The sequence below is a fragment of the Metabacillus endolithicus genome (assembly GCF_023078335.1).
Lineage (GTDB): Bacteria > Bacillota > Bacilli > Bacillales > Bacillaceae > Metabacillus > Metabacillus endolithicus.
Genome location: NZ_CP095550.1, coordinates 2342210 through 2356660 on the forward strand (window position 1 = coordinate 2342210; position 14451 = coordinate 2356660).

Below are 14451 nucleotides of genomic sequence, written 5' to 3' on the forward strand. Positions count from 1 at the left end.
CTAGATTCCTCCTATTAAAATACTATTGCTTGATAGATAAGAACACCTACGTATACAACAACTGTCACAACCAACATAAATACAAGGACAAACTTTGTTTTAAAATAAGCAAATAGCATGACCGTGTTTTTCAAATCCAGCATAGGTCCATAAACCAGGAATGCTAGTAGAGCACCTGGTGCAAACGCACTTCCGAATGAAGCAGCAACAAATGCATCCGCTTCTGAGCATAGAGATAACAGAAAAGCAAAAGCCATCATAACAATAGGTGAAGAAAATTCATTTGAGCCTAAACTTACAAGAATGCTTCGATCTAAGAATGTCTGGAATAGGCTAGCGATTAGAGCACCAATGATTAAATATTTACCCATATCGAAAAATTCATCACTTGCATGGTAAATCGTTGCTTTTAGTCGATTTACTTTCATAGGAGTTTCTGATGGGTCCGCTCCTCTACCAATTAACTCTTCAGATGTTACTTTAAACTGATTACTTTGTTTAAATAGAATATATAAAATTAATCCGATGACCATTGATAATAAAAACGCCAAAGCCATACGCCCAATTAAGATATCCGTATTGTTTCGAAAAGCAAAGTAAGTTGAAGCAGCAACAACAGGATTTAAAATAGGGGCACAAGCTAAAAAGACGAACGCAACATGCAAGGGCATCCCTTTTTTAATAAGCCTTCTCACAACAGGGACAATGGCACATTCACAGACTGGAAAAATTGCTCCTAATAATGCAGCCGGTAATACGGCCACGATCATATTCTTTGGGATATATTTTTGAACAGTTTCTTCTGAGACAAAGACTTGAATGAGAGATGAAACAAAAACACCTAACAATATAAACGGGATAGCCTCAATGACAATACTTAAAAAGATTGTATTTAAGTTTAATAGATTCTGAGGAATGGTAAATTGCCTTTGGAAAATTTCGTAATCCCAAAAGAGAAAAAAATAGATAAACACGGCAACTAAAGCTAAACCTATTATCTCTTTTGACTGATTTAGTAGTGAAGTTTTCATTCTAAAACCCCTTCGTTTTCTTGTTTTTCATCCAATTGCTTAAAATCTAGGTATCTTTTTATATTTTTCTGCATATATCCTTATGATAGAGTCCAAATGTTAAGGAATCTTTTACATAATTTGTAGATTTCGTAAAGTTTTTGTAAATTTCTGCTATAACGTTGTCGAAGGTACTAGAATAAAATATGATGAAAGAAATAGAATCGTTATGTTTCCTACTAAATGGAGGGATTTGATGAACAAGCCTGTTGAAGTCTATATACTAAGCGGTTTTTTAGGAAGCGGAAAAACTACTGTTCTGAAGCGAATTGTAGATGAGTGTAAAAAACGTGACCAAAAGCTCGGCATTATTTTAAACGAGCTTGGCGATACAAATGTAGAAAATCATCTTTTTGAAGATGAAAAAATGTACGAGCTTCTTAACGGCTGTATTTGCTGTTCGATTCAGGATGACTTAAAGATGACCTTGAATCAATTTGTGGAAAATCCTGTTGATGTGTTACTTATTGAAGGAACTGGTGTAGCAAATCCGAATGAAATTGTGGAGGCTTTAGCCACTCCTGAATTTATAGATCGTTTTTCTCTACTTTCGATTATTAGTTTAGTTGATGCTAGTAATTACCTTGACTATCAAAGTATTTTTTCTAGTTCAAAGGAAATTCGTACATTATTAAAGGAACAAATTACAAGTGCATCACTGATTATTTTAAATAAAACGGATCTTGTTTCAGATAAAAAGCTAGATAAAATCAATTTACAAATAAACAAATTAATCACCCATGATGTACCTGTTGTGCAATCTAGCTTTGGCGAGGTACCGGCAGATGTGCTCCTTCAAACAAGAATTAGAACATTGAAGTTATCAGAAGAACCTAAAACATGTGGCTGTTCTTCTACCTGCGATCATGACCATTCTCACGATCATGTAAATCATGCTGCCATTAAGGCGATTAAGCTGGAAGATTTACCTGTTGTGGAGAAAAAGATATTCGAGAAGTGGCTGAAAGAATTGCCAAACGACGTGTTACGAGGAAGGAATCATTCAATTTAAGGATGACTCTGCCTTATATTCCTTCCAATTCGCTTCAAAAAAGCTTGCAGTGGACAAAGTAGAGGGAACAACGAGTCAAAAGCCAATAATGATATTGATTGGGAATTCTTTAAACGTGGAAGAAATCAGGCTTCGTACGAAAAAACATTTTTACAACTTTCCAGATAAAAACAAAGAGGTGCACTCACCTCTTTGTTACTTTATAAATTCAAGAAAAGCCGGCACCCTCTTTTTGAAATCCTCATAGTGATGACGCCCTTCAGGAATAATATCAAATTTCACATTCTGCGCTTTGTTATTCAGTAATTCATAAACCCTTTTGTTTGATGCTACAAATTCTTTATTTTTTCTTTCATCATTTGTTTCACTGTCACCACAATCCATATAAATGCCTTTTACACCAAACAAATTTGAATGTTGAATGTATGTTTCGATTTCTTCCTGATTACGTAAAAAGGCTGAGGAGATTGCAGCAACCTTGTGGAAAACCTGTGGATAACTACAAGCTGCGTAAACCGAAATTAATCCTCCAAGTGAAATACCTGATATTGAGTTCTGATTGCTTAATGTGCGGTACTTGTTATCCATAAATGGCTTAAGGTCATTGATGATAAAATCAACATAGTCTTTCCCCTTACCGCCTGGTAAATCAACCTGCCCAAAATGCTTCTTACTATATTCACCAATTTCCCAAGGACAATATTCATTCATCCGCTCCTCAGGGTTTTGATCAACGGCCACCACGATCAACTCATATTCCTGTTCATTAAGATACTGTTCAAGCCCTAAAGAAAAGCCACCAATCGCTTCATCATCACTAAACACATTTTGACCGTCATGCATGTACAGCACAGGATAACGTTTTTCTCCCTTATCATAATGCTTCGGTACATAGACCCGAATTGTTCGATGTTGTTTAAGAGCTGTCATATAAAGAGAGAAAAGTTCAACCATGTTTGTTCACCATTCACTTTCATGTTTATGTATTTAATAAAGGCCCAAACCATAAATGATTTGAGCCCTTGAAACCTTAAAAAGGAAATAACAGCTTTAAACCAAACGCAAGCAGAATACTTCCGCCTAGCGCTTCACTATAGGCACCTAACCAATTTTGGACACGCTTGCCAACCAATAATCCAATCCACGTTAACACCATACTAACGACACCGAACATCATGACAGTTAGAAAGGTTTTGGCCCCGTAGATTCCTAAGCTTAAACCAACGGAAAAGCTATCTAAGCTCACACTTAAGGCAAAAACGATTAAACCGAAGCCTACTGGTGTAATGAGTGGCTCATCATCTTTTTTAAACGATGCAAAAATCATTTGAATGCCTAATAAGATAAGTAGAGTACCGCCTAATAAAGTAGCAATCGTTCCAAACGTATCACTTAGTAGACGACCAATTAACATTCCAACAAGTGGCATCCATATATGAAAAACGCCGATTGTGATTCCTATGTAAAAAATTTGCCGCATTCGCAGCTTAATTAAGCCCATGCCAAGGCCGACCGAAAAAGCGTCCATACCTAGTGCCAGTGCCATAATAAATAATGTAACAAGTTCTCCCAATATTGATTCTATGTTCATTTTCCCCCTCCTCGGACACGCCTAATTAACCTTATGCGCACCCGATTCTGATTAGAACATCGTATTAGGAGCTTGTTTATTCTTCTACAATAACTTGGTTTCCTGCTGCTTTTAAAAGCCTGTTCATAACAGCTTCACCGACACCAGCCTGTGGAAAACTTTCACTTAAAATAAGATCCACATCTTCTTGATCAAATTTTCTTAACACATCATAAAGATTGGCTGCGACAGTTTGGAGGTTTTCCCGTGTTCCGCATGCTATGACCTTAGCAGCATGAAGCTCACTTTTCCCTTCCTCTGTTGTTAACACACCTACTTTTTTTCCGTCCTTTTTATGTTGGTTAATAAGAGTTTGTAAAAACGGACGGCTTCCATCAACCACAATAATAGGTGCGTTTGGAGCATAATGTGTGTATTTCATGCCGGGAGATTTTGGTGCATGACCTTCTTCAAGTAATGCCTGGTCCACCCCCACTTCTCCAACAACGGCTTCGAGTTGCTCCTTCGTTACTCCACCAGGTCTTAAAATCGTTGGAATGACTGAGGTACAATCCACAACCGTTGATTCAACACCAACTCCAGTTGGACCCCCATCCACAATTCCACTAATTCTCCCTTTAAGATCGTGGTATACATGTGAAGCTTGGGTTGGACTTGGCTTTCCAGATCTGTTTGCACTTGGTGCCGCGACGGGGACATTTGCCTCTTTTATTAACTCTAGGGCAATCGGGTGGTCCGGCATTCTTACTCCAACTGTATCAAGACCTGCTGTCACGAAGTCTGATAGGAGCTCTCCTTTTTTCTCAAAACTAATGTTAATGGTCCAGGCCAGAATTCTTTGATCAGTTGGTTTGCATAGTCAGGAATATCTTGTACAATATCGTTCAGCTGCTCCTGTGAAGCAATATGGACAATCAGTGGATTATCACTTGGGCGCCCCTTTGCTTCGAATATTTTACGGACTGCTTCATCAGAGCATGCATTTGCCCCAAGTCCATAAACAGTCTCAGTAGGAAAGGCAACAACCTCATTTTCTTTTAACATTTTAGCTGCCTGTGCAATTTGTGGATAACTAGTGGATAAGTCTGTTAGGTCATCCACAGTCCAAAGATTCGTGTTCATTTTCTATTAACTCCCTTAAAATCCGTACTTTCACATACATTTCTTGCCTAAATGTAGAGGTTTAACTCTAGAAAGTATAAAAGAAGCGTCACAATAAAACAAGCCTTATCCACAAATTGTGGATAAGGCTGTTATTATTGTGAATAACTATGTGGATATTAGAAAATTATGAGGATTTCACCATAATCATTGCATTTGGATCTTCAAGTGAACCACTCATATGATCTAAGGTTAACATTTCATCCGGAATCACATCAGATTCGATTTGATTAAAGCCCATTAATCCTAAAAAATGGACAGATGCTTCTTTGTTTGTAACAAGGTATAAACTCGAAATTCCCTTTTTCTCTGCTAACGTTTGAATGCTTTGAAAAAGTGTCACAATATGTGCCTGCTTTAGCTTGTCCGAAACAACAAGAGAACGTAGCAATCCATGAGTATTCAACGGTTCTACACCGATACAGGCCACAACCTCATGATTACCATCCTCCAACATCACAAAGTAATCTATTATACTATCCAAACCTTCTGAACTAAGTCCTGCCTTCTCAATAAAATCTGTTAATCTACCAAGATCTTTTTCCTCTGCTATTTTTAACTGAAACAACATACTTTCACCCCATTTTGTATTCTCTACTAAACTTTATGAAGGGAAAGCTAGATTTATTCATAGATTTTGTTCGACAAACTTCGGGAAGTGACAGGCACTACCTACAGATTCCTACGCATCTAACCGAAGAGTATATATGGTGCATTTTTCAACGGAAAGGTGGTGAAATTATGCAATTCCGTCATTTATTAGTTGCTGCTTTGGTCAGCTTTGTAGCCTTTGCTTTTCCTAATGATACTTTTGCTAAAGAAAACGGTCAGGCTGAGAATAAGAATGCTCAAAATGCTCAACAAAAAACGGACACGGTAAAAAAGGAAATTTCCAAACCTACTCCATCACCACAAGCGAAACCGGAAAAACCTGTAAAGAACAAGGTTGAGAAAACACTTCCGGCTCAGGCAAGTGAAAAAGCTAGTAAAGCAAAGCCCCTTCCTGAGAAAGCTAGTGATAAAACGAGCAACACTAAGCAGCTTCCTGAGAAGGCTAGTGATAAAGCAAAACAAGCTGTTAATAAAGTGAAAGAAGAAAAGGAAAAAACGGTTAACAGCAACCAGCCTTCAAAACAGCCAGGTAACGAGCCATCCTCTAGTGAGAAGAAGGAAGAAACTGAAGTGAAATCTCCTTCACAGACTGTTGTTACTACTACACCTTCTGTTAAAGAGACTACTTCAAAAGCTTCCGAAAAAGGTGATGACGTTAAACCTGTCGAGACTAGTAAAGAGGTAGTGAGTGTGGAACCTAAGAAGGAAGATGAACTCCCTATTAAAAAGGAAAGCAATGTTCCTATTAAGGCAATCAACCCTCACTCTTCCTTTTCTCAGAAATCATCTGAAGGATCATCAAAGGACAGAACGAGCAAAGGATCCAATGCAAATAGTACATTTGATAAATTCATAGTAAATGCAGAAGCGTACTTGATCGTTAAGCGGGTTCAGCCACTTATTTCTAAGCAGCTCCAGTACCGCAATCAATGGGATCATGCACCTCCATCGCCGCCACCACAAGATACTCCTTTTTTCTAAAACTATTGTAAATACATTTTTTAATAGAAAAAGGAGAGAATCATATGTTAAAAATGAATGTGGTAAAAACAGCGGTATTAGCAGGAATTGTTTCAGTTGGAATTTTTGCTGGAGGTCAAATTAGTGAAGCAGCAGGACCGAAAGATGCTAAAGCAGTAAAAACGGTAAAAGTTGTGGAAGCTAAAAAAGTTGAAGTGAAAGCTGGCAAATCACAGGCTAGTGTTAAAGCTAGTGCAACAGCAAAAGAACATGCTGCTGCAAATTCAGCTGTTCATGGAAAAACGAAAGTAAAAGCTCAAGCAGAAGTACAACCTGAAGTAACTGAAGTGGAACAAACAGAAGCTGTTGAAAAAACAGAAAAGCAAAATAAATCTGCAGCAAACAAAGCAAAATCACAAGCATATGAGAATTCTAGTGACAATGCAAAATTGCATGCAAATAAAAATGCTGCTGTTCACGCTGTAGCTGAAGAAGAAGTGGCAACAGATGTAGAAGAAAATATTTCTGAAGAAACAACTGAAGAAGCTACTGATGTTAATGAAGAAAGTGAATCTACTGTAGAAACTGATGCAACTGAAGAAGGTACAGAAGAAGCTACTGATGTTAACGAAGATAGTGAAAAGACTGTAGAAGAAGATGCTGCGACTGATGAAGATGCAGAAGAAGCTACTGACGTTAATGAAGATCGTGAAACAACTGTAGATGAAGATGCTGTGACTAACGAGGATGCAGAAGAAGCTACTGATGTTAACGAAGAAAACGAGACAATTGTAGAAGACGGTTCAACTGAAGAAGGTACTGAAGAGTCTACGAACGTTAACGAAGATAGCGAAACGACTGTAGAAGAACCTACAACTGAAGAAGCAACGACAGAAACTACTGAAGATGAAGCTAGTAAAACTGTTGAAGTAAATACTTCTAGCAAAAATAAAGCAGCAGCAAAAGCAAACGAACATGCTAGTAACATGGCAAAATTACATGCACATGCAAACTCTGCTGTTCATGCAACAGCTGTGGAAGAAGAAACAGTTGAAGCAGATGAAGAAATCCAAGTTGAAGTAACGGTAGAATAAATCGATCAAAAAAGCCGGAGTAATTATCACTCCGGCTTTTTGGTATTCGACAAACTTCGGGGAGTGACAGGCACCCATCACGAAAACAACCCTTCAAACCACTCAACCAAAAAGAATTTCACTTCTACTTCTTGCTTGTCTTCATCTTCGTCAACAACTAGTGATGCAACTTCTTCTGTTGTTTTGCTCGCTTCGTTTGTTTTTTCTGTTTCTTCAGCTTGTACGGCTTCTCCATTTGAGAAGTCTAGGAAGCATAGTGGTGGGAATAGAACACACCACCAGTTAGCGCCCTTTGCTTCACCTAGGCTGATTAAGATCGCTTCATACTCACCTGCTGGATAAATGAAGTTACCATAAAGCTTTGTTGGAAAGCTTACATCATGATCAAAATCTACTGTATACTCTTGCTCCATGTTTTCTTCCTTTAGTACACGTGCAACGATGTTTTCGATTTCCGGTAGTCTTGATTCTATTAACTCTTCAGCAGCTTCTACTGAAGTTAATTCTGAAACCCACTCTGTGATTTCCTTGTTTACTTCATCGCGAACTTTTCTCTTTAACTCTTGATCTTCATCAGAATTACTATTTGCTAGAATTCGTAAGCGAATCGCTTCATCTGGTATCACTACCGGTTCCTGTGTGCTAGCTTCCACCGGCTCTTTATAAACATTTGCTATTGCCCCAAAGAATAATAAGAATATATATATAAGTGCTAATTGTTGTTTTTTCATTTCCTCACGCCTCCCTTGTAGTAGACAGTATAGTCAGCGTGAGAGATTCTTAAACTATATTTTTGAAAAAAAATAGTTTTATAGTTTTAAAAAGAAGAAACCCCAGTTTTACCAAGGGTTCTACTCCTTAAATTGTCGCAAATACCATGCGATCTTTGCCGTTAATATCGTAAACAACTTCTACTTTCGCCTTTGTCGGAAGTGCTTGTTCAAGAAGAGCCTTAACATCCTTCCCCTGCCCAGCTCCAATTTCAAACGCAATTAACGCTTTTGGATTCAGCAAGCTTATCATGTCATTGATCAGCCTTCTATAAAAATCTAAGCCATCTTCTCCACCTGCCAATGCGCGCATTGGTTCATGATCCTTCACAACAGGTGATAGAGTTTCAATTTCCCAATCTGGAATATAAGGTGGATTTGATACTAAGATATCGATTTTATTTTTAACAGGTTCTAGTAAATCTCCGTGAAGCCACTCGACTTCAGCATGTAGTTCCCTGCTGTTTTGCTGAGCTACTTGAAGAGATTCCTCTGCAATATCAACAGCTGACACACAGAATTTCGGGTTTTCAAGAGCCAAGGTAATTGCGATGGCACCACTGCCTGTCCCAACATCGACAACATTTAGTTTTTGCTCACCATCAAAATGCTCAGAGGCTCTTTGTAAAATCCCCTCCACAAGCTCCTCAGTTTCAGGTCTTGGTATTAATACTTCTTTATTTACGATAAAACGCCTGCCATAAAACTCTTCATATCCAATTAAATATTGAACAGGCTGTCCTTCTGCATGTTTTTTTACATCAACTTGAAATGCTAGGATTTGCTTTTCTGAGAGGACCAGTCTCAAATTAGATAATAATGTTGCCCGATCCATTTCTAAATGGTGCCGCAACAATAATTCCCCTGCATTTTCATCTCTTCCCGCTTCCTTTAAAAAAGAAGAAGCCCAGTTCAGGGCTTCGTACACAAATTTCATCTTTATTTTAATCTTCCGCAGCTTCAAGGCGGCTTGATTGATCTTCAACGATCAGTGCTTCTACAACTTCATCAAGCTTACCTTCTAAGATTTGATCAAGCTTTTGAATCGTTAAACCGATTCGGTGGTCTGTTACACGGTTTTGCGGGAAGTTATAAGTTCGAATACGCTCTGAACGGTCACCAGTACCAACCGCAAGCTTACGGTTTTGATCGTACTCAGCTTGTGCTTCTTGCTGGAATTTATCATAAACACGAGCACGAAGGACCTTCATCGCTTTTTCTTTGTTTTTGATTTGTGATTTTTCATCCTGACACGATACAACAGTATTAGTTGGTAAGTGTGTTAAACGAACAGCTGACATTGTTGTATTAACACTTTGTCCTCCTGGACCACTTGATGCAAACGTATCAACACGAATATCTTTTTCATGGATTTCTACTTCCACTTCTTCAGCCTCTGGTAAAACAGCAACTGTTGCAGTTGACGTATGGATACGTCCGCCTGATTCTGTTTCAGGAACACGTTGTACACGGTGGGCACCGTTTTCAAATTTTAATTTTGAATAAGCACCTTTACCGTTAATCATAAAGATAATTTCTTTATAACCACCAGTACCTGTTGCGTTCGCTTCCATTACTTCTGTTTTCCAGCCTTGCATTTCAGCAAAGCGGCTGTACATACGGTATAAATCAGACGCAAACAATGCAGCCTCATCTCCACCTGCTGCTCCACGGATCTCCATAATAACGTTTTTATCATCATTAGGATCTTTCGGAACAAGTAAAAGCTTAAGACGAGCTGTTAATTCTTCTTCACGTTCTTCTAACTCGGAAAGCTCTTCCTTCGCCATTTCACGCATCTCTGCATCAAGCTTCTCTTCAAGCATTGATTTTGTATCAGAAATTTGCTCACGGACTTCTTTGTATTCGCGGTAAGCTTCCACAGTTTCTTGTAGATCTGATTGTTCTTTTGAATATTCACGTAGCTTTTTTGAATCGTTGATAATATCTGGATCCATTAAAAGCTGATTTAACTTTTCGTAACGGTCTTCTACCGATTGTAAACGATCTAACACACATGTTCACCTCAATTTTCATGCATAACATTATAATTATAGTATAGGTCACAATAAGCGTCAAAAGCAAATTGACTAAATATAGTTCATTATAATATGATTTGTGAAAAACTGTGCTTTTATTACATATTTAGGGAGAGAAGTTAAAATATGAAAATCAAAAAAATCCATCATGTTGCGATTATTTGTTCTGATTATGAAAAGTCAAAAAAGTTTTATACAGAGGTACTAGGGTTTCCTGTTTTATCTGAAGTTTATCGTGAAGAACGGAAGTCGTATAAATTAGATTTGATTGTGCATGACACCTATCAAATTGAGCTATTTTCCTTCCCAGATCCCCCTAGCAGGCCAAATCAGCCTGAAGCCGCAGGATTACGACACCTCGCTTTTGAAGTGGACAATATTGATGAAGCTGTGGATGAGCTCGTAGGAAAAGATGTAGAAGTCGAAGAAATTCGAATCGATCCATTCACCGGTAAGAAGTTTACGTTTTTTAAAGATCCGGATGGATTGCCGTTGGAGTTGTATGAGGGGTGATGTGGGGACAGGTTCCTTGTCCCACATCACCCCTCATACAATATAAAAAAGGAGTGCAAAGTAGGCACTCCTTTTCCTTTTCTATTCTTTGTCGCCAGGATCTATAAGCGGGTCAAGGAACCTGTCCCTCCGTCCCTTCTTTGTCGAAGGATCCTGTACGCGGGACCTGTCCCTTTGTCACCAAACGAGCCGCTGTCTCTGACTGTGCGGTTTCGTGGGTGCTCGGCAAGGATAGAGTTTCTCATTTCCTGAGCGACAGGGTGGTTTGATGTGAAGAATTGAGTTTTGTCGTGGTAGAGTTCTACGAGTTCTCCTTTTTCTAGCAAGCCAATTTTATCGCTAATCTCATATGCAGCTTTTATGTCGTGTGTAATAAAGAGGTAAGATAAGCCAAAGTCTTTTTTTAATTCTTTTAGTAATTCTAAAACAAGTGTTTGATTTACCATATCAAGGCTGCTTACAGATTCGTCTAATACGATCAGCCTAGGTTTTAGGGAGATGGCTCTTGCAATGTTGATTCTTTGCAATTGGCCACCGCTAAATTGGTTCGGGTGTTTTTTCAGGTCACTTTCGCTTAGACCTACTCTTTCTAGCAACTCAATAATCATTCGCTTTTGTTCATTCACCGTTAGCTTTTCATAGTTTTCTAAAGGCTCTGCAATAATACGTTCTGCCGTCAGTCGAGGATTAACAGAAGAGTAGGAATCCTGGAAAACCACTTGAAGATCTCGGCGGATTTTATGAAGAGTACGCTTATCAACATTATAAAGATCATGGCCTTGAAAAAGAATTTCACCTTTTTGTGGTCGTTCTAATCCAAGTATTACTTTACCTAAAGTGCTTTTACCGGCCCCGCTTGAACCAAGCATCCCAAGACAGGTTCCTTCTTCAATAGAAAAAGAAATATCGGAAAGGACTTTTTTCGAACGATCTTTCTTTTTAAAAAGTGATTGAGATCCGTAGCTATGAGTTATGTTATTTACTTGTAATAAACTCATTTTTCTCCCCCTCAATCTCAAATAACAGTTTCATTTACATGTAGTAGTGGGCGTGCTTGCAATAGTTTTTTTGTATATTCATGCTGCGGTTCATCAAATAGCTGAAACACATCTGCTTTTTCAACGATTCTACCATTTTGCATAACCGCTACATCATCTGCCATTTCTGAGATCACCCCTAGATCATGGGAGATTAAAAGAATAGCAGAGCCATATTTAGAACGAATTGCATCTAAATGATGTAATACTGTTTTTTGATTTTTTACATCAAGTGCGGTAGTTGGTTCATCGGCAATAATAACAGCTGGATGGGTACAAGCTGCAATGGCAATCATCACACGTTGAAGCATACCTCCGCTTAATTGGAAAGGATAGGATTTTAGCAGTTTTGCAGGGTCAGGTAGATTAACAGAATTCATTGCTTCGATCGCAAGCTCTATTGCTTGTTTTTTATGACAATTTGTATGAGAGCGAATCGTTTCAACAAATTGATGGCCAATTGTAAAAACAGGTGTAAAAGCATTCATTGGGTTTTGCATAATAAACGCGATATCCTTGCCACGTATGTTACGCATGTCTTTGTCACCTAAACCATTCAATTCTCGACCTTGTAATGTTATACTTCCTTCGATTGTTGACGTTTTTCTGTTAAGAAGCTGAAGGATGGACATACTTGTAACGGTTTTCCCGCATCCACTTTCTCCAACAAGACCAAGAACACTTCCACGCTTTAGTTCAAAATTAACATTTTGAACTAGAGACATCTCACTATTCTTCGTTTTTACCTTCACATGTAAATCTTTGACCTGTAGCACCTTTGACTGTTCTGTTTCCAACCTTCTCATCCTTTTTTAAAATTTACGTTTCACACCGTAACGCTCTGACAATGCTTCACCTAATAAATTGAATGTAACGATAACTATCATAATGAACAAGCCTGGATAGAGCATTAATTCGGGATTCGTCCGTATGTATGACTTTCCTTCATGAATCATTGCCCCCCACTCTGGTGTAGGAGCCTGAACGCCCAACCCGAGAAACGACATGGCCGATATATCCATAATCGCCCAGCCCATTTCTAAAGTTCCCATCACAACAAGTGGTGGAAGGACATTTGGAACAATATGATTTTTAATAATCTTCCATTGAGAAGAGCCACTCACCTTTGCAGCAGCAATAAAGTTTTGCTCCTTTAAGCTTAGAACCATTCCCCGAAACATTCGCGCATAATAAACCCATTGCACAAGCATAATGGCGATAATGACTTGTGTTAGACCAGGTCCAAAAATACCAACTAGCCCAAGAACAAGGATCAAGTTCGGAAAAGCCATCACACCATCACAAAATCTCATTAAAACATGATCAATCCAACCGCCTTTATACCCTGAAAAGGTACCAACGATCAACCCAATAAAAATAGATGAGATAAAAATTAAAATGGCAAAACCTAGTGATATCCGGGCACCATATAAAATTCTTGATAAATTACATCTTCCTAGCTGATCTGTTCCTAAAGGATATTCCCATGATGGAGGCTGTAATTTATTCACTATGTTAACTGCGATTGGATCATTAGGTGCAATCCAGGGAGCAAATATAGCAATGAAGAAAAGAATACCTAAAATAATCGAGCAGATCGGAATTATTTTTTGACTGATGAAAATTTGACGTATTCTTCTTATCATTGCTTGTAGCCTACTTTCCTGGAAATGCGCGGGTCTATCACCATTTGAATCACATCTACTAGTAAATTACTAATAATAAACAAACTTGCTCCAATCAAAACATAGCACTGAATAACCGGTATATCACGATTAAAAATCGCTTCAATAAAATAACGACCAAAGCCAGGCCAAGAAAAAACAGCTTCAACGATAATGGTACCTGTTAAAAGTTTTCCAAGATTCATTCCTAACCCGGTAATCATCGGAGAAATCGCAATCCTTAATACATGCTTCGCCATAATTATTTTTTCTTTAATTCCCCTCGTTCTCGCATAAAGCACATAAGGCTCATTCATATTTTCAAGCACACTGGCACGTAACAATCTTGTATAAATGGCGATTAGCGGAAGAGCCAGAGTTACTGAAGGAAGAACAAGGTGCAGCCACGTTCCAGTTCCTTCAACTGGAAAAAGATCGAGCTTTACAGAAAAGAAAAAGATAAAAAGATATCCAAGCCAAAAAGAGGGGATGGATGCCCCTATAAAGGAAAGAAATCGACTAAAGTGATCTATCATACTATTTTTCTTTATTCCAGCAAGAAAGCCAAGAGGAACACTAACGAGGATTGCAATTAAAATACTACCCAGTGCTAACTGAATAGTAGCTGGAATACGTGTGATCACCTCATCCCAAACAGGCTTATTCGAAACATAAGATATGCCAAAATCAAGCTGGCATATCTTTATAATAGAATTAGCATATTGAATGAAAAATGGCTGATCTAAGCCAAACTCTTGTCTTTTTTGTTCCAAGAGTTCATCAGTTGGTTGAATATGGGCCGCAGTTAAATAAGCTTCAGCCGGGTCTACCGGTGAGAGATGAATCATTCCTGTTGTAACAAGTGCTGCCAACAGAAAGACCGGAATGATTGAAAACATTCGCTTTAAAATAAAAGTGCCCATAAAAA

15 protein-coding genes and 1 pseudogene are annotated in these 14451 nt (G+C 38.3%); 4 read left to right on the forward strand and 12 right to left on the reverse strand.

The window, feature by feature from the left end; genetic code table 11:
* Positions 1-14 precede the first annotated feature (14 nt).
* Positions 15-1031, reverse strand: coding sequence for a permease (locus MVE64_RS12130; RefSeq protein ID WP_247346666.1), 1017 nt, complete (start codon positions 1029-1031; stop codon positions 15-17).
* A 235-nt stretch (positions 1032-1266) separates the two neighbouring features.
* Between MVE64_RS12130 and MVE64_RS12135 the strand changes: the two genes are divergently transcribed.
* Positions 1267-2082, forward strand: a complete 816-nt coding sequence (locus MVE64_RS12135; protein ID WP_247346667.1) for a GTP-binding protein — start codon at positions 1267-1269, stop codon at positions 2080-2082.
* A gap of 195 nt (positions 2083-2277) precedes the next feature.
* Here MVE64_RS12135 and MVE64_RS12140 read toward each other — a convergent pair whose 3' ends face one another.
* The 4 genes and pseudogenes from MVE64_RS12140 to MVE64_RS12155 form a co-directional block, all read right to left on the reverse strand.
* Positions 2278-3036, reverse strand: a complete 759-nt coding sequence (locus tag MVE64_RS12140; RefSeq protein WP_247346668.1) for an alpha/beta hydrolase — start codon at positions 3034-3036, stop codon at positions 2278-2280.
* A gap of 76 nt (positions 3037-3112) precedes the next feature.
* Positions 3113-3673 (reverse strand): manganese efflux pump MntP, encoded by a 561-nt coding sequence (locus tag MVE64_RS12145; protein WP_247346669.1) that lies wholly within the window; start codon positions 3671-3673, stop codon positions 3113-3115.
* A 76-nt stretch (positions 3674-3749) separates the two neighbouring features.
* Positions 3750-4795 (reverse strand): annotated as a pseudogene (locus MVE64_RS12150) (L-threonylcarbamoyladenylate synthase).
* Positions 4796-4961: 166 nt separating this feature from the next.
* A complete protein-coding gene (locus MVE64_RS12155; RefSeq protein WP_247346670.1) occupies positions 4962-5405 on the reverse strand; it encodes a hypothetical protein in 444 nt (147 codons plus the stop codon).
* Between the two features lie 170 nt (positions 5406-5575).
* Here MVE64_RS12155 and MVE64_RS12160 point away from each other — a divergent pair, with 170 nt between their 5' ends.
* Together MVE64_RS12160 and MVE64_RS12165 are read left to right on the forward strand one after the other, a co-directional pair.
* Positions 5576-6427 (forward strand): hypothetical protein, encoded by an 852-nt coding sequence (locus tag MVE64_RS12160; RefSeq protein WP_247346671.1) that lies wholly within the window; start codon positions 5576-5578, stop codon positions 6425-6427.
* A 44-nt stretch (positions 6428-6471) separates the two neighbouring features.
* Positions 6472-7500 (forward strand): hypothetical protein, encoded by a 1029-nt coding sequence (locus tag MVE64_RS12165; RefSeq protein ID WP_247346672.1) that lies wholly within the window; start codon positions 6472-6474, stop codon positions 7498-7500.
* Positions 7501-7577: 77 nt separating this feature from the next.
* Here MVE64_RS12165 and spoIIR read toward each other — a convergent pair whose 3' ends face one another.
* From spoIIR to prfA, 3 genes are all read right to left on the reverse strand, one after another.
* Positions 7578-8231 carry a stage II sporulation protein R gene (spoIIR, locus tag MVE64_RS12170; RefSeq protein WP_247346674.1) on the reverse strand — a complete coding sequence of 218 codons (654 nt, stop codon included), beginning with the start codon at positions 8229-8231 and terminating at the stop codon, positions 7578-7580.
* Between the two features lie 127 nt (positions 8232-8358).
* Positions 8359-9207 (reverse strand): peptide chain release factor N(5)-glutamine methyltransferase, encoded by an 849-nt coding sequence (gene prmC, locus MVE64_RS12175; RefSeq protein ID WP_247347039.1) that lies wholly within the window; start codon positions 9205-9207, stop codon positions 8359-8361.
* Between the two features lie 7 nt (positions 9208-9214).
* Positions 9215-10285 (reverse strand): peptide chain release factor 1, encoded by a 1071-nt coding sequence (prfA, locus tag MVE64_RS12180; protein WP_121663888.1) that lies wholly within the window; start codon positions 10283-10285, stop codon positions 9215-9217.
* 150 nt (positions 10286-10435) lie between these two features.
* On the opposite strand from prfA, the gene gloA2 reads away from it, so the two are divergent.
* Complete coding sequence (gene gloA2 / locus MVE64_RS12185) at positions 10436-10822, forward strand: SMU1112c/YaeR family gloxylase I-like metalloprotein (protein WP_247346676.1); 387 nt, start codon at positions 10436-10438, stop codon at positions 10820-10822.
* Positions 10823-10923: 101 nt separating this feature from the next.
* On the opposite strand, the gene nikE is transcribed toward gloA2, so the two are convergent.
* From nikE to nikB, 4 genes are read right to left on the reverse strand one after another with little or no spacing between them, the layout of a single operon-like run.
* Entirely contained in the window at positions 10924-11820 is an 897-nt protein-coding gene (gene nikE / locus MVE64_RS12190) for a nickel import ATP-binding protein NikE (protein ID WP_247346678.1), read from the reverse strand.
* A 17-nt stretch (positions 11821-11837) separates the two neighbouring features.
* Positions 11838-12656: a nickel import ATP-binding protein NikD gene (gene nikD / locus MVE64_RS12195; RefSeq protein WP_247346679.1), complete on the reverse strand. Its 819-nt coding sequence runs from the start codon at positions 12654-12656 to the stop codon at positions 11838-11840.
* Positions 12657-12671: 15 nt separating this feature from the next.
* Positions 12672-13505 (reverse strand): nickel ABC transporter permease subunit NikC, encoded by an 834-nt coding sequence (gene nikC / locus MVE64_RS12200; RefSeq protein ID WP_247346680.1) that lies wholly within the window; start codon positions 13503-13505, stop codon positions 12672-12674.
* Entirely contained in the window at positions 13502-14446 is a 945-nt protein-coding gene (gene nikB / locus MVE64_RS12205) for a nickel ABC transporter permease subunit NikB (protein WP_247346681.1), read from the reverse strand. Before nikB ends, nikC begins: the two co-directional genes overlap by 4 nt.
* Positions 14447-14451 lie beyond the last annotated feature (5 nt).

Bases quoted from the DNA above. Each gene is read 5' to 3' on its own strand.
- MVE64_RS12155 (WP_247346670.1), bottom strand. From the start codon at position 5,405: ATGTTGTTTCAGTTAAAAATAGCAGAGGAAAAAGATCTTGGTAGATTA.
- MVE64_RS12145 (WP_247346669.1), bottom strand. From the start codon at position 3,673: ATGAACATAGAATCAATATTGGGAGAACTTGTTACATTATTTATTATG.
- spoIIR (WP_247346674.1), bottom strand. From the start codon at position 8,231: ATGAAAAAACAACAATTAGCACTTATATATATATTCTTATTATTCTTT.
- gloA2 (WP_247346676.1), top strand. From the start codon at position 10,436: ATGAAAATCAAAAAAATCCATCATGTTGCGATTATTTGTTCTGATTAT.
- MVE64_RS12135 (WP_247346667.1), top strand. From the start codon at position 1,267: ATGAACAAGCCTGTTGAAGTCTATATACTAAGCGGTTTTTTAGGAAGC.
- prmC (WP_247347039.1), bottom strand. From the start codon at position 9,207: ATGAAATTTGTGTACGAAGCCCTGAACTGGGCTTCTTCTTTTTTAAAG.
- nikB (WP_247346681.1), bottom strand. From the start codon at position 14,446: ATGGGCACTTTTATTTTAAAGCGAATGTTTTCAATCATTCCGGTCTTT.
- MVE64_RS12130 (WP_247346666.1), bottom strand. From the start codon at position 1,031: ATGAAAACTTCACTACTAAATCAGTCAAAAGAGATAATAGGTTTAGCT.
- nikE (WP_247346678.1), bottom strand. From the start codon at position 11,820: ATGAGTTTATTACAAGTAAATAACATAACTCATAGCTACGGATCTCAA.
- nikC (WP_247346680.1), bottom strand. From the start codon at position 13,505: ATGATAAGAAGAATACGTCAAATTTTCATCAGTCAAAAAATAATTCCG.
- MVE64_RS12140 (WP_247346668.1), bottom strand. From the start codon at position 3,036: ATGGTTGAACTTTTCTCTCTTTATATGACAGCTCTTAAACAACATCGA.
- MVE64_RS12165 (WP_247346672.1), top strand. From the start codon at position 6,472: ATGTTAAAAATGAATGTGGTAAAAACAGCGGTATTAGCAGGAATTGTT.
- MVE64_RS12160 (WP_247346671.1), top strand. From the start codon at position 5,576: ATGCAATTCCGTCATTTATTAGTTGCTGCTTTGGTCAGCTTTGTAGCC.